18 protein-coding genes and 1 pseudogene are annotated in these 21,495 nt (G+C 62.0%); 13 read left to right on the top strand and 6 right to left on the bottom strand.

Going from position 1 to position 21,495, the window contains the following annotated elements; all coding sequences use genetic code 11:
• Positions 1-255: 255 nt before the first annotated feature.
• From SOP95_RS23635 to SOP95_RS23625, 3 genes are read right to left on the bottom strand one after another with little or no spacing between them, the layout of a single operon-like run.
• On the bottom strand, positions 256-1,764 hold the full coding sequence (locus SOP95_RS23635; RefSeq protein WP_323608519.1) for a tripartite tricarboxylate transporter permease: 1,509 nt from the start codon (positions 1,762-1,764) through the stop codon (positions 256-258).
• An 18-nt stretch (positions 1,765-1,782) separates the two neighbouring features.
• On the bottom strand, positions 1,783-2,268 hold the full coding sequence (locus SOP95_RS23630) for a tripartite tricarboxylate transporter TctB family protein (RefSeq protein ID WP_274076211.1): 486 nt from the start codon (positions 2,266-2,268) through the stop codon (positions 1,783-1,785).
• 1 nt (position 2,269) lies between these two features.
• Positions 2,270-3,235: a Bug family tripartite tricarboxylate transporter substrate binding protein gene (locus tag SOP95_RS23625; RefSeq protein WP_323608517.1), complete on the bottom strand. Its 966-nt coding sequence runs from the start codon at positions 3,233-3,235 to the stop codon at positions 2,270-2,272.
• Positions 3,236-3,437: 202 nt separating this feature from the next.
• Between SOP95_RS23625 and SOP95_RS23620 the strand changes: the two genes are divergently transcribed.
• The 7 genes from SOP95_RS23620 (at position 3,438) to SOP95_RS23590 (ending at position 10,295) form a co-directional block, all read left to right on the top strand.
• Positions 3,438-3,788, top strand: coding sequence for a DUF6152 family protein (locus SOP95_RS23620; RefSeq protein WP_323608516.1), 351 nt, complete (start codon positions 3,438-3,440; stop codon positions 3,786-3,788).
• On the top strand, positions 3,788-4,276 hold the full coding sequence (locus SOP95_RS23615; RefSeq protein ID WP_323608515.1) for a DUF6644 family protein: 489 nt from the start codon (positions 3,788-3,790) through the stop codon (positions 4,274-4,276). The genes SOP95_RS23620 and SOP95_RS23615 overlap by 1 nt, the downstream gene beginning before the upstream one ends.
• A 130-nt stretch (positions 4,277-4,406) precedes the next feature.
• The gene (locus SOP95_RS23610; protein ID WP_323608514.1) at positions 4,407-5,180 is read left to right on the top strand and encodes an alpha/beta hydrolase; all 774 of its coding nucleotides are present in this window, start codon (positions 4,407-4,409) and stop codon (positions 5,178-5,180) included.
• A 127-nt stretch (positions 5,181-5,307) separates the two neighbouring features.
• Positions 5,308-5,565 (top strand): DUF2790 domain-containing protein, encoded by a 258-nt coding sequence (locus SOP95_RS23605; RefSeq protein ID WP_323608513.1) that lies wholly within the window; start codon positions 5,308-5,310, stop codon positions 5,563-5,565.
• Positions 5,566-5,678: 113 nt separating this feature from the next.
• Positions 5,679-6,350: a heavy metal response regulator transcription factor gene (locus SOP95_RS23600; RefSeq protein WP_274076205.1), complete on the top strand. Its 672-nt coding sequence runs from the start codon at positions 5,679-5,681 to the stop codon at positions 6,348-6,350.
• Entirely contained in the window at positions 6,347-7,759 is a 1,413-nt protein-coding gene (locus SOP95_RS23595; protein WP_323608512.1) for a heavy metal sensor histidine kinase, read from the top strand. The genes SOP95_RS23600 and SOP95_RS23595 overlap by 4 nt, the downstream gene beginning before the upstream one ends.
• Before the next feature lie 154 nt (positions 7,760-7,913).
• Entirely contained in the window at positions 7,914-10,295 is a 2,382-nt protein-coding gene (locus SOP95_RS23590) for a DUF3772 domain-containing protein (RefSeq protein WP_323608511.1), read from the top strand.
• Between the two features lie 114 nt (positions 10,296-10,409).
• Here SOP95_RS23590 and SOP95_RS23585 read toward each other — a convergent pair whose 3' ends face one another.
• Positions 10,410-11,900, bottom strand: a complete 1,491-nt coding sequence (locus tag SOP95_RS23585; RefSeq protein WP_323608510.1) for an aldehyde dehydrogenase family protein — start codon at positions 11,898-11,900, stop codon at positions 10,410-10,412.
• Positions 11,901-11,909: 9 nt separating this feature from the next.
• Positions 11,910-12,302 (bottom strand): c-type cytochrome, encoded by a 393-nt coding sequence (locus SOP95_RS23580; RefSeq protein WP_274076201.1) that lies wholly within the window; start codon positions 12,300-12,302, stop codon positions 11,910-11,912.
• A gap of 257 nt (positions 12,303-12,559) precedes the next feature.
• On the opposite strand from SOP95_RS23580, the gene SOP95_RS23575 reads away from it, so the two are divergent.
• The 4 genes and pseudogenes from SOP95_RS23575 (at position 12,560) to SOP95_RS32245 (ending at position 17,033) form a co-directional block, all read left to right on the top strand.
• The gene (locus SOP95_RS23575) at positions 12,560-13,276 is read left to right on the top strand and encodes a glycosyltransferase family 25 protein (protein ID WP_274076200.1); all 717 of its coding nucleotides are present in this window, start codon (positions 12,560-12,562) and stop codon (positions 13,274-13,276) included.
• Positions 13,277-13,451: 175 nt separating this feature from the next.
• Positions 13,452-14,774, top strand: coding sequence for a hypothetical protein (locus SOP95_RS23570; RefSeq protein WP_323608508.1), 1,323 nt, complete (start codon positions 13,452-13,454; stop codon positions 14,772-14,774).
• 132 nt (positions 14,775-14,906) lie between these two features.
• A pseudogene (locus SOP95_RS32250) lies at positions 14,907-16,178 on the top strand (HAMP domain-containing protein); the annotation flags it as partial.
• Positions 16,179-16,202: 24 nt separating this feature from the next.
• Complete coding sequence (locus SOP95_RS32245; RefSeq protein ID WP_442967759.1) at positions 16,203-17,033, top strand: methyl-accepting chemotaxis protein; 831 nt, start codon at positions 16,203-16,205, stop codon at positions 17,031-17,033.
• Between the two features lie 754 nt (positions 17,034-17,787).
• On the opposite strand, the gene SOP95_RS23560 is transcribed toward SOP95_RS32245, so the two are convergent.
• Positions 17,788-18,867, bottom strand: a complete 1,080-nt coding sequence (locus SOP95_RS23560; protein WP_274076189.1) for a sigma-54 interaction domain-containing protein — start codon at positions 18,865-18,867, stop codon at positions 17,788-17,790.
• 307 nt (positions 18,868-19,174) lie between these two features.
• On the opposite strand from SOP95_RS23560, the gene SOP95_RS23555 reads away from it, so the two are divergent.
• The gene (locus tag SOP95_RS23555; RefSeq protein ID WP_323608506.1) at positions 19,175-20,251 is read left to right on the top strand and encodes an ABC transporter substrate-binding protein; all 1,077 of its coding nucleotides are present in this window, start codon (positions 19,175-19,177) and stop codon (positions 20,249-20,251) included.
• A 10-nt stretch (positions 20,252-20,261) separates the two neighbouring features.
• Positions 20,262-21,485, top strand: coding sequence for a lipase family protein (locus tag SOP95_RS23550; RefSeq protein ID WP_274076187.1), 1,224 nt, complete (start codon positions 20,262-20,264; stop codon positions 21,483-21,485).
• Positions 21,486-21,495 lie beyond the last annotated feature (10 nt).

Genomic DNA, 21,495 nt, shown 5'->3' with positions numbered 1-21,495 from the left:
TGTAAGAGCGAAACCATAAGTGGCCGTTACCGCAGGAATGGATATGTACGCGGTCAACAAACAATAGGTCGGCTGTAAGGCCGCCATCGCCAGCAGGCTGGCTCCCACAGTAGTGGGGACAGCCGCGAGTGATTGGTCGGCTGTAAGGCCGCCATCGCCAGCAGGCTGGCTCCCACAGTAGTGGGGACAGCCGCGAGTGATTGGTCGGCTAAGAGGCCGCCATCGCAAACCAGCGCCTACAGGGGGACCGACCCGTCAGTCATCTTCATGCAACTTGATCCCGCGCGCATGCAGCAGCGGTGGCACCACCAGCACCAACAACGTCAGCGCCATGAACGCCGCCGAAATCGGCTGGGTCAGGAATATCGTCCAGTCCCCCTCACTGATCGACAGGGCATTGCGCAGCTGTTTCTCGGCCATCGGCCCCAGCAGCATGCCGACGATCACCGGCGCTACCGGGAAATCGAAACGGCGCATCAACACCCCGGCCCAGCCGATCCCCAGCATCAGCATCAGGTCGAAGGAAGAATGGCGCATGCCGTAGACGCCGATGGTGGCGAACACCAGGATCCCGGCGTTCAGATAAGGCCGGGGGATCTGCAGCAGCTTTACCCACAGGCCCACCAGCGGCAGGTTCAACACCAGCAGGATGACGTTACCGATGTACAGCGAAGCCACCAGGGTCCACACCAAATCAGCGGAGGTCTCGAAGAGCATCGGCCCCGGTTGCAGGTTGTAGTTCTGGAAGGCCGCCAACAGGATCGCCGCCGTGGCGGAGGTCGGGATGCCCAGGGTCAGCAACGGCACCAGCGAGCCAGTGGCACTGGCGTTGTTGGCCGCTTCGGGGCCGGCCACCCCTTCGATGGCGCCCTCGCCCTTGTTAGCGGAAAACTCCTTGGGGTATTTGCTCAGTTTGCGTTCGGTGGAATAGGACAGGAAGGTCGGGATCTCCGCGCCACCCGCCGGAATCGAGCCAAACGGGAAGCCAATAAAGGTGCCCCGCAACCAGGCAGGCACCGAGCGTTTCCAGTCGGCGCGGGTCATCCACAATGACGTCAGGCGATGCCGGCCCTCGGCTTGCTCGGTTTGATAAAGCAGGCTGTACAGGGCTTCGCCGACCGCGAACAGACCGACTGCCACCAGCACCACCTCGATGCCATCCACCAGTTCGGGCACGCCCAGGGTGTAGCGGGCAATGCCCGACGTCGAGTCGAGGCCGATCATGCCGATGGTCAAGCCGATCCCCAGTGAAGCAAAACCACGCAGCATCGAGGCGCCAAGTACCGCCGAGACCGTGGTGAAGGACAGCACCAGGATCGCGAAATACTCCGCCGGCCCGAAATTCAGCGCCAGCCTGGCCACGACCGGGGCAAACAGGGTCAGCAGCACCGTCGCAATGGTGCCGGCGACGAAGGAGCCGATCGCCGCCGTGGCCAGCGCCGGCCCGGCCCGACCATTGCGCGCCATCAGGTTGCCTTCCAGGGCCGTGACCATGGACGACGACTCACCGGGCGTATTGAGCAGGATCGAAGTGGTTGAACCGCCGAACTGCGCGCCGTAATAGATACCGGCGAACATGATCAGCGCACCGGTGGGATCGACCTTGGCAGTGATCGGCAGCAGCAAGGCCACCGTCAGCGCCGGCCCGATGCCCGGCAATACGCCAATGGCGGTGCCCAGCAGGCAACCGATGAAGCCCCACAGCAGATTGATCGGCGTCAGCGCTGCGGAAAAACCCATCGCCAGGCTGGCGAGAATGTCCATGCTGTCGATCTCCTTGGATCAGATCCAGGCGTTGACCAGCGGCGGCAGGGAAACCCCCAGCCCGGCGTTGAACAACCAGTAGATCGGCAGGGTCAGGGCCATGCCGATCGCCAGGTCGCGCAGTGGATGACGACTGCCAAAACCGCGGGCCGAACAGGCGAACAGCAGCCCGGCGGCCAGCACGAAACCGATGACGTTGATGAGCACGGCCACACCGATCAACCCTGCGGTGACCCAGGCTGCGCCGGCCTTGCCGCCCGCCACGGTGTGCGCCTGTTGGTTATCCAGCTCGCGAAAACCGCCGCTGACCGCCTGATAACTCAACAACACGCCCACTGCCCCGAGAAACCCCGCGACCACCCAGGGGTAGACATAGGCCGGCAGAATCACGAAGCCCATCTCCGGCGGAAAGCGCCAGGCGCCCACTGCCAGCACCACGCTGAGGGTAATCAGGCCGATGCCGATGGCCAACTGGGTCGGCACGACTGCGCGGGATCCGGCCATTTCAAAGCAACCCGACCTTGACCAGCATCGCGCGCAACCGCACGTGTTCTTCATCGACGAATTTGCCGAAGTCGTCACCGGTCAGCACGCTCTCCGTCCAGGCGTTGGTCTTGATGTTGTCCTGCCAGACTTTGCTTTTGCTGGCGGCCACCACCGCGTCGGTCACTTCCTTGCGCTGCTCGGGCGTGAGGCCGGCGGCACCATAGACACCGCGCCAGTTGCCGATGACCACGTCATAGCCGCTTTCCTTGAGGGTCGGCGCGTCGATCCCGGGCACGCGTTCGGGCGCACCGATGGCGAGCACACGGAACTGGCCGTTCTTGATGTATTGACCCAGCTCGGCGTAACCGCCGGTGATCACCTTGATCTGGCCGCCCAAGGCCTGGGCGACGATTTCACCGCCACCGCCGGTGGCGATGTAATTCACCTTGTTGACCGGCACATCCAGCTTGCCGGCCAGTTCGGCGATGCCGATGTGGTCGATCGAGCCTTTGGAACCACCGCCAAAGGTCACGCTGGTGGGCTTGGCCTTGAAATCCTTGATCAGGTCATCGAGGGTCTTGTACGGCGAATCCTTGCGCACCGCGAGCACGTTGTACTCGGTGAACAACCGGGCGATCGGAGTCACGTCCTTCAGGCTGATCTGCGGTTTGTTCTGCTCGATGCCCGCCACCATGATCGCACCGACCACCAGCAGCGCATTCGGGTCGCCCTTGGTGCTGTTGGCAAACTGCGCCAGCCCTAGCGTACCGCCTGCGCCGCCCTTGTTCTCAAAGGTCGCGGATTTGGCAGCGTTGGCCTCGATCAGGGCTTTGCCCAGCACCCGGGCCGTCTGGTCATAACCGCCGCCCACGGAACCGGGGGCCATGAACTTGACGGTGTCCAGCGCCAGCACGGGGGTGCTGATTGCGGCAGCAACAAGGCCTGCAGCCAGGCAATGGCCGACGCGACGAAACAAAGCGGACATGGTGTCTCTCCCTCTAGCATTGTTTTTATGGGTGCCATCTGCGGGTAAGCGTAGAACATGGTTCCGTCTAAGGCCTGCCGAGCCCTGCGAGTCCTGCGTCACAGACTGAAACATTCTTTTGGTCGGGGTGTTCCAGCCCGCGAAATGCGCCAACTATCCTGAAAAACGTCGACCCAACCCTCTGCAACAGGAGAACCCTGTCATGACCATCATGCTCAAGGGCTTTGGCGTGTCATTGCTGTTGGTGGCCACTGCGGCATTCGCCCATCACGGCTGGAGCGAGTACGACTCCAGCAAACCCTTGCAACTGAACGGCACCATTGAAGCGTCCGGTTACTCCCACCCCCACGGCTTCGTCAACCTCAAGACGGCGGACAAGACCTGGAATGTGGTGCTCGCGCCGCCCTCGCGCATGGAAAACCGTGGGCTGGCGAAGGACATGCTGGCGGTCGGCACCCAAGCCAGCGTGGTCGGTTATCAGAACCGCAACAAACCCGATGAGTTGCGTGCAGAACGCATCACGATCGGCGACAAAACCATAGAGTTGCGCTGATGCAAACCAACCAGGGCTGGATGGACTGGCTCAATGATTCGTCGCTTGGCTCAGCCATGCGCGGTGATTTATGGCTGTATCCGTTGGTGGAGGTCGTGCACATCCTCGGTTTTACGATACTGGTCGGTTCGGTGCTGATGTTCGACCTGCGGGTACTCGGCCTATCGCGCAACATCCAGGTGACGGCCCTCGCCCGCCATCTCCTGCCATGGTCCGTTGCGGCTTTGCTGTTGATCGTTCCGGCCGGGCTGATGATGTTTTCCGCCCACCCTCACGACTTCGCCTCCAATGACATTTTCATCCTCAAGCTGTGCCTGATCGCCACGGCGGGCTTAAACGCCGTGCTGTTCCATGTCGGCGTGTACCGTTCCGTCACGGCGTGGAATACCGGCAACCCGGCACCGGGCGTGGCCAAGGTGCAGGCCCTGTTTTCCATCACGCTCTGGGTCAGCGTGATCCTCTGCGGCCGATTGCTGGCCTACACCTGAACGATCCGTTGCATGACAGACTTGTCATTGAGTTGTCAGCGTAGCCAGCACCTTCGCTTCATACAGTGAAGTCGTCAGTCACCCGCACCGGGTGACACGCCTCCCACTGATGATGACAAGGGTCGATACCATGAATCCATTGAGCAAACTCTGCCTGATCGCCGCCAGCCTCTTCGTACTGGGCAGCGGGTCCGCCATGGCTGCAACCCCGACCGCACCGGTCAAGGCCAACAACGTCGTGCTGGTGCACGGTTCCTGGGCCGATGGCTCCAGTTGGGCGGATGTGATCAGCCGCTTGCAGGCGGCCGGCCTGCACGTTACGGCGGTGCAAAACCCGCTGACGTCGGTGGCCGATGATGTGGCCGCGACCCAGCGCGTGCTCGATCAGCAAGACGGCCCGACCGTGCTGGTCGGCCACTCCTACGCTGGCACGGTGGTCAGCGAGGCCGGGGTCAATCCGAAAGTCAGTTCGCTGGTGTACGTCGCCGCGCGTGCGCCGGATGCCGGGGAAGATTTCGTCGCACTGTCGGCCAAATACCCGACCATGCCGGTACGCGCCGGTACCGAAGAACACGACGGTTTCGTCAGCCTCAAGCAAGACGCCTTCCTCAAGTACTTCGCCGGCGACGTCCCTCACGATAAAGCCATGCAGCTGTTCGCCGTGCAACAACCGATTGCCAAGACCCTGTTCACCGACCGCACCACCGCTGCCGCCTGGCACACCAAACCGTCGTGGTACGCCGTCTCCAGCCAGGACCAGACGATCAACCCGGACCTTGAGCGCTTCCTGGCCAAGCGCATGGGCGCCACCACCATCGAATTGCCGTCGAGCCACTTGTCGCTGGTGTCCCACTCGAAGGAAATCGCCGACCTGATCCTTGTGGCCACCGGTCGCCAGCCTTAACCGGCGGCCATTTATTACAACTTTGTCATCGAGCTGTTGGTGGGCTGTTCGGATCGCCTGGTTAACCTGAACTCACTGCCAAGCAACCTGCCGACAGCCCACTCAAACCTGAATAGAGATCACCGTCATGAAAATGTACATCCTCGGTTTCGCCGCCCTCCTCGCAACCGGCTCGGCATTTGCCGATACCCAAAGCTCCGCCCCAGTGATTCACGACAAGGACGCAGCCTTCGTCCACCTCGACGTCGCCAAAGTGCTGGGTGAAACGGACATTTCACAACAATGCGGCATCATCCCGGCCCAACTGAACTACCTCGACCATCAGGGTCGCCAGCATGAGCTCGATTACCTGGTCCAGGGCAGCGGTTGCACCAATGATCACTGATCGTCATCCCTGCATTCCGGCGGATGACCGGGCTACACTGGCGGCAGCGGCATGCCGCAGTCGCCCGCCTGCGCGGCGCGCAATCCTGCTGACCCCGAACCAGGCAGAAGCCCATGAACATTCTCGTCGTCGAAGATGAACCCAAGGCCGGCAATTACCTGCTCAACGGCTTGCAGGAACTCGGTTACACGGTGAGCCTGGCCCGCGACGGCGTCGATGGCTTGCACCTGGCCCTGGAACATGATTTCGATGTGATCGTGCTGGACGTGATGATGCCGAAAATGGACGGCTGGGAAGTCCTGCGGCGCCTGCGCAAGGAAGCCGATACCCCGGTGCTGTTCCTCACCGCCCGCGATGACATCGCCGATCGCATCAAGGGCCTGGAACTGGGCGCCGACGATTACCTGATCAAGCCGTTTTCCTTCGCCGAACTGGTGGCCCGCCTGCGTACCCTGACCCGCCGCGGCCCCACCCGCGAAGAAGAACAGTTGCACATCGAGGACCTGGCGATCGACGTGCTCAAGCGCCGCGTTACCCGCGCCGGCACGCGCATTACGCTGACCAACAAGGAATTCGCCCTGCTGCACCTGTTCGCCACGCACCTGGGTGAAGTGCTGTCACGCTCGATGATCGCCTCACGGGTCTGGGACATGAATTTCGACAGCGATACCAACGTGGTGGACGTCGCCGTGCGGCGCTTGCGGCTGAAGATCGACGATCCCTTCCAGCTGAAGCTGATCCACAGTGTGCGCGGTATCGGCTACCGCTTCGATACGCAGCCATGAACAGCCTGTCGCATCTGCGCCACTCCCTGACGCTGCGCCTGGCGCTGGTGTTCGCGTTCCTGGCGTTTGTCTCGCTGACGTCCCTGGGCGTGGCGTTGTACCGTGACCTGGAGCGCGAATTGGTCCGCCGTGATGACGCGGCGCTGATCACCCGCATCGATCAACTGCGCACGTTCCTCAACGACAGCAACACCCTGGAGCTGATCCGCAGCAAACCCGCGCTGTTCCAGAACATGCTCGGCAACCGCGAAGCCCTGTTGAGTATCGGCGCGCCCGGGCAACCGCCGTTGCTGCAGGTGAATCCGGGCAATCTGGACATGCCCGTATTGACCCCCATGGCCATGGACCACCCACTGGGCCTCGGCGACGTGCAGCACTTGCCCAACGTTAATGGCGTACCTTTTTCCGCACTGGCGGCGACCATCGCCTCCGGTGACCAGGGCACGCTGGAAGTGGTGACCGGGCGCCTGATGACTGAACGCACGGCGGTGCTCGCCAGTTACCGGCTCAACGTCTACCTGTTCGCCAGCGTGGCGGCGATTCTGCTGGCACTTTCCGGCTACGTGCTGGTGCAGCGCGGGCTGTTGCCGGTGCGGCGCGTGGCCCGGCATGCCCAAGGCATCGGCGTCGGTAACCTCGGCGAACGCCTGGACAGCCAGGGCGCGCCGCTGGAGTTGCTACCGATGATCGAGGCCTTCAATGCCATGCTCGACCGCCTCGGCAGAGGTTTCGTGCAACTGGGCCAGGTGTCCACCGACATGGCCCATGAGCTGCGCACGCCGATCAATAACCTGCTCGGTGAAACCCAGGTCGCCCTGCAGCAAGACCGCAGCATCGAGCACTATCAACAGTTGCTCGCCTCCAATGTCGAGGAACTTGAGCGCCTGGCGCGCATGCTCGACAACATGCTGTTCCTGGCCCGCACCGACCCGGCCAGTGCCCTGCGCCAACGCCAGGAACTGGGCGCCCTGGATGAAATGGAACGCATGGCCGACTATTTCGAAGGGCTCGCGGCGGATGTCGGAATCAACATCAACGCCCAGGGCAGCGGTGTGATCTGGGCCGAGCCGATGCTGTTGCGCCGCGCCCTGGCCAACCTGTGCGCCAACGCCATCAAGTACGGCGCGCCGAACTCCGAGCTGGCGATCTGCGCCACGCCCTCTGCCGATGGCATCCGCTTGCAGGTGCGCAACCAGGGCCAGACGATCCCCGCCGAACACCTGCCCCGCCTGTTCGAACGCTTTTACCGCGTCGACGAATCCCGCGAGCGCTCGGCGCAATCCAACGGCCTGGGGTTGTCGATCGTGGCGACGATCATGCAGTTGCATAACGGCCAGTGCAGCGTCACGAGTGCTGATGGTGTGACGTGTTTCGAGTTGTTCTTTCCGGCCCGGCGAGCGGGTGAATAACGCCAGGAAATCGAATGCGATCCCCTGTAGGAGCTGCCGAAGGCTGCGATCTTTTGATCTTGCCGTTGCCCTTGCGACCAAAAAAGCCTCGATAACGTTGAGTCATGACCTAACCTCATAGGTTGGAGTGACACATAACCAGTCGAGCACGCCGATGCGCAATGCCTTGAGCTTCGTGATTCTCATCGCTTTACTGTTCGGGCCGAGCGCCGGATGGCTATCGGCGGCGCCCATGCCCGATATCCCCACAAACGCCCAGCCACCCGCTTCCGCCAGCGTTTCCGACAGCGATCTGGAGGCGCTGCAGGGCCAACTCGGCAGCTACAAGCAGCAAGTGTCACAGGCCATCAACTACAGCCAGCTGGAAAGCCCGCAGGATCTGGTGCAGGCGCTCGTCAAGGAGGTCGATCGCCTCTCGGCACTGCTGTTGCCCGAGCAGGACCAGTTGCAGGCGCAATTGGGCGTGCTGGGCCCGCCGCCAGTGGCGGATGCCGCGCCCGAGAAGTCCGATATCGCCCTCCAGAGAATCACCCTGACCGAACAGAAATCCCGGGTCGACGCCAAACTGAAAACCCTGGTAGCGCTCAAGGCCAGCGCCGCCGAACTGCTGACCCAGATTGCCGCCATCCGCCGCAGCCTGCTGGAAACCGAAATGACCCAGCGGACCAGGAGCGTACTCAACCCCTGGTTCTGGGCCCCCCTGCTCAATCCGCCAGAGCATGACCGGGAAAAATTCAGCGCCTTCCTGCACCAGATCAAGGACACCCTGGACGCCACCTGGCAACCGGGCGCGCGCCTGCTGACCAGCCTGTTGATCGCGATGGCCGTGCTGCTTTGGGTCGTGGGACGGCGGCTGGCCGAACGCGGGCTGACCTGGTTGTGCATCCATCGCATGCCGGAAGGTCGCCTGCGGCGTAGCGCCCTGGCCCTGGCCTCGGTCATCGCCACGGTGCTGACGGCCTGGATAGCCTTGCGCCTGCTGTTTTTTGCCTTCACCCGCGAACTGCCGCTGACGCCACAGCTGACGGGGTTTTCCCAGGACTTCGAAAAGATCGTCTATACCTGCGTGCTGATCCTCGGCCTGAGTCGCGCACTGCTGTCCACGCAGCACCCCTCATGGCGCCTGCCAAACTTTGCCGATCCGCTCGCCCTGGCGATGGAGCCCTACCCGGCACGGCTGGCCTGGACACTGCTGTTGCTGGTATCGCTGGCGCAGATGACCAACGCCACCAGCATGAGCGCGGAGCTGGTGATCTCGGTCCGGGGCGCGGTCGCCCTGATCGTCTCGGTCATGATCGCGATGCTGCTGTTTCGCGTCAGCAAAACCCGCCGGGACATGGTCATGGCGGGGGTCGCCCCCGAGGCTGGCCGGACCTTCGCCGGGCTGATCTATTCGTTCGCCAGCATTGCGATCGTGATTTCACTCCTGGCCTTGCTCGCCGGCTACGTATCGCTGTCGCGCTTCATCACTTACGAACTGGTGTGGTTCTACATCATCTTCGCCGGCTTTTATTTGCTGACCCAGCTGGTCAAAGACGGCTGCGAACACCTGTTTTCCCCCCGCACCTCCACCGGCAAGTCCTTGAAACAGCTATTGGGCATTGGCGATACGCGGCTGGAACAGATTTCGATCATCCTCTCCGGTGCCGGCCGCGCCTCGTTGTTGCTGATCGCGCTGATCACCCTGGTGGTGGGTGGCATCGGGTCGACCCTCGAACAACTGGCCACCAACATCCTCGCCATCCTCGGTGGCGACGGCCTGCGCAGACTGAACATCGTCCCGGCCAACCTGTTGCATGCCTTGCTCGCCGTGATCATCGGCGTCTACCTGATTCGTTCGCTGCGGCGCTGGCTGGACAACGAATTCCTGCCGAAAACCGAAATGGACCCGGGCATGTGTGCCTCGCTCAGCACGCTATTTTCCAACATCGGCTATGCCCTGGTGCTACTGCTGATGCTGTCGTCGCTGGGGGTCAAGTGGACCAACCTGGCCTGGATCGTCAGCGCCCTCTCGGTGGGCATCGGCTTCGGCTTGCAGGAGATCGTCAAGAACTTCGTTTCCGGCATCATCCTGTTGACCGAGCGCCCGGTGAAGGTCGGCGACCTGATCAGCATCAGCGGGGTCGAAGGCGACATCCGCCGGATCAACGTGCGGGCCACCGAAATACAGCTGGCCGACCGCTCGATCGTGATCGTGCCGAACTCGCAATTGATCTCGCAGAACCTGCGCAACGTCACCCTCGGCGGCAGCGCCCAGGGGGTGGCGTCACTCGAACTGATGTTCCCGCTGGACATCGACCCCGAGCAGGTGCGCAACCTGCTGTTGGACACCTTCCGCGAGCACGAGACCATCCTGGAGAAGCCGGCACCGGTGGTGCGCTTCAGCCAGCTCAAGCCTGAAGGCATTACCCTGACCGTCACCGGTTATGTCAGCAGCCCACGCATGGTGGTTTCGATCAAGAGCGAGCTGCTGTTCGAGATTCTCAAGCGGCTGGGCGCCGCCGGGATAGAACTGGCGAAACCGCCAACGGCGTAACGCGGCTTATGTAGGAGCTGCCGCAGGCTGCGATCTTTTGATCTTGCTTTTTTACAATCAAAAGATCGCAGCCTCGTTTCACTCGTCAGCTCCTACACAGCTCCTACAGGTTCATCAGTGGGCGATACACACCGATTTAAGCTCGGTGTAGGCCTCGATCACCGCACGACCGAACTCGCGTCCCATGCCCGATTGCTTGACGCCACCGAACGGCATCGCCGGGTCGAGCAGCACGTGGGCGTTGACCCACACCGTACCGGCTTCGATGCGCGGCACCAGGTTCATGGCCTTGCCCAGGTCGTTGGTCCACAGGCTGGCGGCCAGCCCGTAACGGTTGTCGTTGGCCAGCGCGATGACCGCGTCTTCATCGTCGAACGGCATCACCCCCAGCACCGGACCGAATACCTCTTCGCGCGCCACGGCCATGCTGTGGTCGATGTCGGCGAGAATGGTCGGCTGGACGAAGAAGCCCTCGCCTTCCAGCAACTCGCCGCCCGCCACCACCCGCGCACCTTCCTGGCGGGCCAGCTCGATGTGCTTGAGCACGCTTTGCTGCTGCTTGCGCGACACCAACGGGTTGATCGCCGCTTCGCCGTTCATGCCTGCGCCAATCGGCATCGCCGAGACCGCCGCCGCGAGTGCTTCGACAAACTGGTCGTGGATCGAACGATGCACGTAGAAGCGCGAGGCCGCTGCGCACACCTGGCCATTGTTCAGCAGGCCGCCGAGGATCGCGCCCTGCACGGCTTTTTCGATGTCGGCATCGGCGAGCACGATCATCGGGTTCTTGCCGCCCAGCTCCAGGGAGAAGCGCGTCATGTTTTCCATGCACGCCACACCGACGCTCTTGCCCACGGCGGTCGAGCCGGTGAACGACACCTTGCTCACCAGCGGGTGCGCGGTCAGTACGCCGCCGACCGAGGCCCCGCCGCCGGTCACCACGTTGAACACGCCCGCCGGAATGCCCGCTTCCAGGGCCAGTTCGGCCAGGCGCATGGCGGTCAACGGGGTTTCCATCGCCGGCTTGATGATCACCGTGCAACCGGTGGCCAGCGCCGGCATCAGTTTCCAGGCGGCGATCAGCAGCGGGAAGTTCCACGGCACGATGCCGACCACGACGCCCACCGGCTCACGCTTGGTGAACGCGGTGAATTTGGCGCCCGGCGGCAGCGGGATCGACACATCGAAGGTCTGCCCTTCGATCTTCGTCGCCCAGCCGGACATGTAGCGCATGAACTCCACCGTGGCGTTCAGGTCCAGCGCGCGGGCCATGTTGATCGACTTGCCCTGGCTCAGGGTTTCCAGTTGCGCGAGCTCTTCGGCATGCTCCTCGACCAGGCGGGTGAAGTTCAGCAGGATGCGCTCACGGTCCGCCGGACGCAGGCCCGACCACACGCCGGACTTGAAGGCCTGGTGCGACGACTGCACGGCGCGCTCGACGATTTCCAGGGGCGCGTCGAGGGTTTCGCACAGGGTTTGCCCGGTGGCCGGGTTGACCACGGCAATGCTCGGGCCTTCGGCAAACACCCACTGGCCATCGATGAAGCAGCCGTGCTGGCGATCGAGGAATGCAGCAACCTGCGGCAGGATTTCAACGTTGCTCATGAATCACCTTCAGTTCTGTTGTTCTTTGAGGAAGCACACGACCGCCTGGCGATCATCTGCCGAAGCCATGCCCATGTAAGGCATGTAGGTGCCAGGCACATAGGCCTGGGGTTGGGTGATGAGTTGCGCGATGTTCTCGGCTTGCCAGTCGATGTTCTTGTTGCGCATGGCCTGCGAGTAGTTGAAGCCTTCCACCGAGCCGGACTTGCGCCCGATCACACCCGCCAGGTTCGGCCCCATCATGCCAGTCGTGCCTTTGCTCACCGCATGGCAGACCCCGCATTCATTGGCGAACAGTTCGGCGCCACGACTCTTGACCGGTGCGCAATCGGCCGCCAGGGCGGCCTGGGCCAGGGTGAAGGTCAACAAACCAACGAGGGGCAAACGCAGGGTGGCGAACATGGGAAACGACCTTGAAAATCCACGCGTTCGCCAGCCGGCGAACGTCAACACAGAAAGTGCCGAGGCGACGGGGCTTCGGCAGGTTGAGAGGGATTGTCGGTGCTGCGCGATTCGCAGGTTTTGCCCTGCGTGCCAGTTGTGTTGGCGGTTCTGCCAAACTGCTGCATGGGCACGACGGGTGATGGCAAAGCGACATTCAAAGTTCTGCCTATACTGCAACCCAGCCGCCCTGATCACCTGCGCTGAGGAATTGCTGGATGAATGTGACCGACTATTTTGATCGAGCCAGAATCATCAATATTTCGTCGAGAAAGGATCGCCGTGTAGAAACGGTGGAAGAATTCGCGCGCAACGGTTTTCCCTTCGATCATGAAAAAGTCAGCTTTTTCCAGGCGGTGACGCCCAGTGAGGACGATGGCTTCCCGAGCATCGGCGCCCGGGGCTGCTTCATGAGTCACTTGGGCATTCTGGAAGAGGCGATCCGCCTGAACGTAAGCAACATCCTGATCCTGGAGGATGACATTCAGTTTTCCAGGCGCATTGGCGAGTATGGCAAACAGGCCATCGAGTCCCTGCAAGGCATGGAGTGGGACATCGCCTACTTCGGCCATCCGTTTGAAGGCGACTCCAGCTCGCCCTCCTGGAAAGCGGTCGACCAACCCATACACCTGTCGCATTTCTATGCGGTAAACGGCAAATGCATTGTCAGGCTGAGGGACTTTCTGCTGCAGATCCTCGAGCGCCCGCCGGGGCATCCGGACGGCGGTCCGATGCACTATGACGCGGCCCTCAATACGCTCATTCATTCGAACAAAGACGTGCAGGCCTACTACTTCACCTGGAATCTTGGCTATCAAAGACCCTCACGCACCGACCTGCATGCACTGTCCCTCTTCGACAGGACTCCTGTGCTGCGGGATGTCATGGGCATGCTCCGCAAGTTGAAGGCCAGGAACCTGAGACGAATTCGTTAGATCGAAAAACGCCCCTTCCCGAGCAGTGCACGGACCTGTGCACTGTCACCCCGCCCTGCAATCTGGCAAGCACAACCAACTCTTTGGCACCGTGGCAACAAGGCGCAAAAAATCCCGGCATTAGTATCTGGCGGGACGCAAACCTGCGCTCAAGAACAAGAACGGATGCCACACCATGCTCAAGTCCCCCTTGCTTCGCCTCTCGACCCTGGCGCTGATGATCAGTGCTGGCCAAGCGAGCGCCTACGAACTCTACGCCACTGACGACAGTCACCTGAACGCCACCCTGGAAGCGGTTTTCGGCGTTTTCCACAGCCAGGAAAACTACGCCCTGTCGGGTCGACTCGACGAAGGTTCGTCGTCGTGGCGCGAGGGCTACATCAAGTACGGCCTGAGCTTCGACCAAGGCCTGGCGGGGGTCGGCACGGCTTACGGCGCGGCGAACATGCTCAGCTCCGGCACCTGGGGCGACGGTGATGCCGCCGGCTTCACCGACGGCTCGGAACGCACCAGCAAGTTCGAAGACGCCTACCTCGGCTGGCGCTCGAGCGACCTGTTCCCTGTACTGGGCGCTGACGGCATCGACCTGTCGTTCGGCCGCCAGAACATCATGGTCGGCGACGGTTTCCTGATCAACGGCGATGCGCTGAACCTGGGCAAAGGCCTGGCCGACGGCGAGTTCAATCGCGGTGGCGCCTACTGGCTGGCCGCGCGCAAGGCGTTCGATGAAACCGCAGTGCTGCGTATCGGCGGCAAGGAAGGCTGGCGCAGTGACCTGATGTGGCTCAAGTCCAACAATCGCGCCCAGGCCATGACCGAAATGTACGTCGGCACCCTGGAACACGTGTCCGAGGCCGGTACTGTCGGCCTGACCTACATCGACACCACGGACATCGACGAGCAGTACGCCTCCCCCGCGCAACTCGAGCGCGACGGCATGAAGACCTACAGCCTGCGCGCAACCGGTAACGCCGGGGTCAAGGACCTGTTCCTGTCCGGCGAATACGCCAAGCAGGACAAACCCCACACGGCCACCGAGGACGCCTGGTACCTGGAAGCCGGCTGGACCTTTTCCGAAGCACCCTGGACGCCCTATGCCGGCTACCGCTACAGCCGTTTCTCGGAAGGCTACGACACACTGTTCTACGGCTTCAGCCGCGGCTTCGGCACCTGGTTCCAGGGTGAAGTGGCGGGCAACTACGCCGGCCCGTTCAACAGCAACTCGCGCATCCAGCAACTCAAGTTCACCGTCTCGCCGCTGGAGAACCTGACCGTCGGCGCGATGTACTTCAACTTCGACACCATCGACCGCGACCTGGGCAACACCGATGGCCACGAAGTCGACCTGTACGCCGAATGGCACCTCAACGACCACCTCACGGTGATGCCGCTGGTGGGCCTGTTCCAGCCGGACAAGAGCGCCGACCAGGGCGGCACGCAGTTGGGCAACAACGACAAGAACCTCTACAGCCAGCTGATATTCGCCACTACTTTCTGATCTCGAGCCCCTGTAGGAGCTGCCGCAGGCTGCGATCTTTTGATCTTGAAAGTCAAAAGATCGCAGCCTGCGGCAGCTCCTACAGGTTCGTGATGGCAGCGCCAATGCATTCCAGGGAAAAAGGTGTTTCCAATGCACAAAAGATTTCTCACGATACAGAGCAAGATCACCCTGCTCGCCGGCCTCTGCCTGGTGTTGGTGGTGGGCTTGCTGATGGGCCTGTCGCTCTACCAGACGCACCAAAGCAGCCAGCAAGTGGCCCGGGCCAGCAGCGACATGCTCGCCGATGCCGCCAAGGAACACATGCAGGCCCTGGGCAAAGTGCAGGCCATGCAAGTGCAACGCACCTTCATGCAGACCCACGAATACGGCCAGGGATTATCGCGGTACCTGTTGTATCTGAGGCAACTCCAGCAACAGGGCAACCTGACCCGCCAACAACTGCGCCACGAGCTGAGTACCCAGCTTCAACAGGCCCTGATCGACAAGCCCGACCTGCTCGGGCTTTACGTCATTTTCGAACCCGACGCGCTGGACGGCGCCGACGCCGGTTTCGCCGACAAGCCGGACCTGGGCAGCAACGAAACCGGACGCTTCTCCCAGTACTGGGTGCAGGGCAACCCCGGCGAACTGCAAGCGGTGATCGGCGATGAAGGCCTGCTGGCCAACACCGAGCCGGGCCCCAGCGGCGCACCCTACAACGCCTTCTACACCTGCGCCCGCGACACCCGCCAGGCCTGCGTGCTGGAGCCCTACTTCGACGAGGCATCGGGCAGTCGCAAGCTGGTGACCAGCGTCGCCTTCCCGCTGCTGGAGAACGGCAAAGTCATCGCCGTGGTCGGCCTCGACATCAACCTCGCCGCGTTGCAAAAGAACAGCGAAGCCAGCGCGCTGCAGCTGTTCGACGGCCATGGCCAGATCAGTATCGTCAGTCCCCGTGGCGTGATCTCCGCCAACAGCCAGGACATCAGTCGCCTCGGCCAACCGATGGACAACGCCCAGGTGATGGACGCCTTGCGCCAGGGTCGGCCGAAGGTGTTTGTCGACCCGCAGCAGATCAAGGTCCTCGAACCGCTGCCGCCGATTGCCGGTGCCGCGCCCTGGGGTGTGCTGGTGGGTGTACCACAAGACGTATTGCTGGCACCGGTCACCACCCTGCAAAAACAACTCGATGCCAAAAGCATGCAAAGCACTGCGCTGGAACTGCTGCTCGGTGGCGGCTCGGCCCTGCTCGGCCTGCTGCTGATGGGCTACACGGCACAGCGCATCACCCGGCCGCTAAAAGTGCTGACCCGGGTCATGGAAGATATCTCCCTCGGCGAAGGCGACCTGACCCGGCGCCTGCAAGTGCAATCGCGGGATGAAATCGGCCAGTTGGCCACGGCGTTCAACCGTTTTGTCGAGCGCATTCACCAGTCGATCCGCGAAGTGTCGTCGGCGGCCCATGGCGTCAACGAAGGTGCCCGCCGCGTGCTGGACGCCACCAATTCGTCCCTGAGCAATTTCGACGATCAATCGAGCCGCACCAACAGCGTCGCCGCCGCCATCAACCAGTTGGGCGCTGCTGCCCAGGAGATCGCGCATAACGCCTCCGATGCCTCGCAGCAGGCTTCTTCCGCCCGACAACAAGCCGAAGACGGTCGCCAGGTGGTGCAGCGCACGATAGAAGTGATGAACGAACTGTCCGGCAAGATCAGCGCGTCGTGCAGCAACATCGAAGTGCTCAACGACAAGACCGTGAACATCGGGCAGATCCTCGAAGTGATCAAGGGCATCTCCCAGCAGACCAACCTGCTGGCACTCAACGCCGCCATCGAAGCGGCACGTGCCGGTGAAGCCGGCCGCGGCTTTGCCGTGGTTGCCGACGAAGTGCGCAGCCTCGCTGGCCGCACCCAAACCTCGGCACTGGAGATCCAGCAAATGATCGAGGAGCTGCAAATCGGCGCCCGCGACTCGGTCACCACCATGACCGAAAGCCAGCAGCACAGCGAAGAAAGCGTCACCATCGCCAACCTCGCCGGCACCCGCTTGAGCAGCGTGACCCAACGCATCGGCGAGATCGACAACGTCAACCAGTCCGTCGCCGCCGCCACCGAAGAACAGACCGCCGTGGTCGAGGCCTTGAACGTCGACATCACCCGGATCAACACGCTGAACCAGCAAGGGGTGGAGAACCTGCAGGCGACGTTGCGGGCTTGTACGGAGCTGGAGCAGCAGGCGGCGAGGTTGAATCAGTTGGTGGGGAGTTTTCGGATCTGAGATAGGTGTTGCCTGATCTACCGTCTTCGCGAGCAAGCCCGCTCCCACACTTTGATCTTTGCCACACACAAATCCCGTGTTCACTGAAGACCCCCTGTGGGAGCCAGCTTGCTCGCGAAGAGGCCATCAAATCCAACATCCCTGGCGACTGACACTCCGCCATCGCGAGCAGGCTCACTCCCACACTTTGATCTTTGCCACACACAAATCCCGTGTTCACTGAAGATCCCCCTGTGGGAGCGGGCTTGCTCGCGAAGAGGCCATCAAATCCAACATCCCTGGCGACTGACACTCCGCCATCGCGAGCAGGCTCACTCCCACACTTTGATCTTTGCCACACACAAATCCCGTGTTCACTGAAGATCCCCTGTGGGAGCCAGCCTGCTGGCGATGAGGCCATTACTTCCAACATCCCTGGCGACTGACACTCCGCCATCGCGGGCAAGCCCGCTCCCACATTTGATCCTCGTCGAACACAGTCTTTGTGCTCACTGGAGATCGAGTGTGGGAGCGGGCTTGCTCGCGAAGGGGCCGGCACATTCAACATCGATGTCGACTGACACACCGCTTTCGCGAGCAAGCCCGCTCCCACATTTGATCCTCGGCGAACACAGTCTTTGTGCTCACTGGAGATCGAGTGTGGGAGCGGGCTTGCTCGCGAAGGGGACGGCACATTCAACATCAATGTCGACTGACACACCGCTTTCGCGGGCAAGCCCGCTCCCCCAGGGGGCAGCGGCGAGTCGCTGCGACATTACTCCTCCACCGACAGTGGCTTGTTCAGTTCTCCGATCTTTTCCAGTCGAGCCCTCACGATATTGCGGCTGATGTTCAGCAGTCGTCCGGTCTGCAATTGGTTGCCATGGCAGAAACGGTAGGCCGCACGAAAGATGGTCTCCTCGATGTGCTCGTAGAGGTCTGGAATGTTCTGCTCGAACAGCGCGTTGAGCGCCGTTTCCAGGTCCACCGGGCCGGCAATGGCATGACTCGTTTGAACCGTTTGCTCCTGTTCATGGCGGATGCCTGAGGAGCGCATGTCCACCAGGTGCAAGTCCCCCGGTGCGACTCGCTGGTTACGGCACACCAGCAAGGCGTGGTGAATGGAGTTTTCCAGTTCGCGGATGTTGCCCGGCCAACTGTGTTCCAGCAGTTTTCGCTCCGCCTCGACACTCAATGAGGCGCGGTTGTAACCCAGGCGCTGGCAGTGCTCCTCAAGGAAAAACTCGGCCAGTGGCAGGATGTCGCCCGGCCGTTCGCGCAAGGGCGGCAGGCGAATCGTGGCGACGTGCAGACGGTAGAACAGGTCCTCGCGAAAATGCCCGGCAACGACTGCATCGGCAAGGTTGACGTTGGTCGCGGCGACCAGTCGTACGTTGATCGGAATCGGCGTACGCGAACCCAGGCGCACCACCTCTCGCTCCTGCAATACCCGCAGCAGCTTGACCTGCATGTTCAGTGGCAGATCGCCGATTTCATCGAGAAACAGCGTGCCGCCATTGGCCGCCTCGAACCAACCGGCCTTGGTGGTCGTGGCACCCGTGAATGCGCCTTTCTCATGGCCGAACAACTCGCTTTCCACCAGGGTTTCGGCAAACGCACCGCAATTGACCGCCACAAAGGGCTCACGCCCGCGGCGGCTCAAGTGGTGGATGTGGCGGGCGACCAGCTCCTTGCCGGTACCGGTTTCGCCGATGATCAACGTATTGGCTTCGCTGGGCGCCAGGCGCTCGATTCTACTGAGCAACTCCTGTGAGCGCGGGTCCTTGAACACCAGAACGGTGGCCCGCACCGATTTGGTCAATTCGCGGGCGTTTGGATGTGTGATCAGCGACATGGTGCATTCCTGGCAGTAAAAGCGCGTGCTCAATAGTGCACGAAGATATATAGACTAAAAAATTATTAATTAGTATTTATATATTCCCAATACGAATAAGCCATTGAACTGTTCCTGCCCTGTTGCTGGAGCAGCAATGGGCAAGCATCACCCTGCTGACAGATCAGCACCCAGCCTGGCTTACCACGCTCGCTCACTTCCTCGAAAGCCCCGCCGCGCAAGGCCTGCAGACGTTTTTGCGCGCAGTGGCATGCAATCTGCTCTCTCCCTGGGCGTGTTTGCCAAATAGCCACACAGGGAGATTTCAATGAAAAGTTTCTGGCGCAACGGCCTGGTCGCATTGACCGGCTTACTGCTCAGTGCCATCGCACTGGCCGAACAGGCTCCGACCGCGGTGAAGATCGCCATTGTCGCCTACACCCAAGGTGGCAAACCGGTATTTGGCGGGATCGCCGGGCGAGTGATCGAGGACGGCTGGCTTGAACAACAACTGAGCCAGCGCGACATCAAGCTGGAGTGGATCGCCCTGCCCCACGCCGGCGCCGGTCCGCAGATCAACGAAGGCTTCAGCAACAACAGCATCGACTTTGCCGTGCGCGGCGACCTGCCTTCCGTCATCGCCGGTGCGGGTGGTGTGCCGGGCAAGCTGATCGTGCCCGGTGGTAGCGGTAACAACATCTACCTGGTGGTACCGGCAGGCTCCGAGGCCAAGAGCATCGAAGACCTCAAGGGCAAGCGCGTGGCCCTGCACCGCGGTCGCCCCTGGGAATTTGCCTTCAGTAACTTCCTCGCAAGCAAAAGCCTCAAGCTCGATGATTTCAAGATCGCCAACCTCAACCCGCAGGTCGGCGCGGCAGCCGTGTCCGCCGGTAAAGTCGACGCGGCGGTGCTGCTCAGCGAAGCCTATGCCCTGGAAGACAAAGGCGTAGGCAAGATCATCTGGTCGACCAAACAAGGCGCCAACGACTGGCGCCTGGTCTCCGACCTGTGGGGCACCGACCTTTTTGTCCAGCAACACCCGGACCTGACTCAATTGCTGGCCACTGCCTGGGTCAAGGCTGCCTGGTGGATCTCCCAGGAGCAGAATCAGGACGCGTACTACCAACTCTCCTCCCGCGCCGGCACCGCTGAAAGCGTGTTGCGCCGCGACGACCAGAACGATCCCGTGGCCTGGAAAGATCGTTGGGCGCCCAAAAGCGACCAGCAACTCAAGGCCCACTACCAGGCGCTGACAGCCTACGCCCTGGCTAATCACCTTATCCGCGACAACTACGACATCACCCCATCGCTGGCCACCGGTTTCACCAACCAGGCGCTGATCGATCTGAAGCTCACCGACTACTGGCCGGCCCTGCGTGGCCAGGTCAGCACCCTCCATGAATAGGGAAATCCAGATGAAACTGCCGCAAAAATTCGTCTTCGGGCTGAGCGTCCTGGCGCTGTCCTTGAACGCCATGGCCGCCGGCGTGCATGCACCCAAACCCGATCCGCTGCAAGGCGACGGCCGAGTCTCGGCGTTCTACACCTGGCAAGACGTGATCCCGACCACACCGGGCAAACTGCTGCGCAGCGAGCCGTTGGACAAGACCCTTAGCCTGCCCAACGCCGCCAGCGCCCAGCGGATTCTCTACAGCTCCACCGACGGCATCGACAACAAGACCCCGATCGTGGTCTCGGGCACGCTGTTCCTGCCCAAGGGCAAGGCGCCGGCCGGTGGTTGGCCGGTGGCCAGTTGGGGCCATGGCACCGTCGGTGTAGCGGATGTTTGCGCGCCGTCCTGGCAAGGTCGCTCCTATCGTGACGTGCAATACCTCAGCCGCTGGCTGGACGAAGGTTATGCCATTGTCGCCACCGACTATCAGGGCCTTGGCGTTCCCGGTGGCCATCCGTTGCTGAACAATCGCATGGCGGCCTACGGCATCCTCGATGCGGCCAAAGCCGTGGTCGCCGGAGTTCCGGGGCTGGCCAACAAAGTGCTGATCGTCGGGCAGTCCCAAGGAGGCGCGGGCGCGTTCGCCTCCGCCGCCTACGCGCCGACTTATGCGCCCGACCTCGGCGTCAAAGGCAGCATCGGCACCGGCGTGATCTACACCGTGGGTGCGAAAAACGTCGGTGAACAGGACGTCAACAAGGTCGACGCGTCACTCGCCTACGGCTTCTACACCTTGCTGGCAGCCCAGCAGTATGACCCGAGTATCAACCCCAAGGACTTCTACACCGACAAGGCCTTGCCACTGTTCGAGCAGGCCCGCACCAGTTGCCTGGCGGCGCTGGTCAGCGATGTGGTGGGCGTCGGCCTGACACCGGCCAATGCAAAAAAAGACTACCAGGGCGACCAGCTCGCGGCGTGGCAGAAGCAGGTGTCCTACCCGACATTGAAACTGGCCCAACCGATATTCATCGGCACCGGTGCCGAAGACAAGACCCCGGCCGCCTCGACCCAGGTCGCGCTGATGCAGGACGCCTGCAAGACCGGCTCGGTGGTTGAGGGCCATCTCTACAAAGGGTTGGGCCACAGCGAAACCGTCAACGCCTCCCTCAAGGACTCGGTGCCGTTCGCCCACAAGGTCATCAACGACCAGCCGATCACCCCGATCTGCAATCCCAGCGTGCAGTGAGACGGAGCCC

It is taken from the genome of Pseudomonas sp. YuFO8, assembly GCF_035065025.1.
GTDB classification, from domain to species: domain Bacteria; phylum Pseudomonadota; class Gammaproteobacteria; order Pseudomonadales; family Pseudomonadaceae; genus Aquipseudomonas; species Aquipseudomonas putida_AE.
Note: the sequence above shows the minus strand (reverse complement) of the source record. Positions and strands in the feature narration are given on the sequence as shown.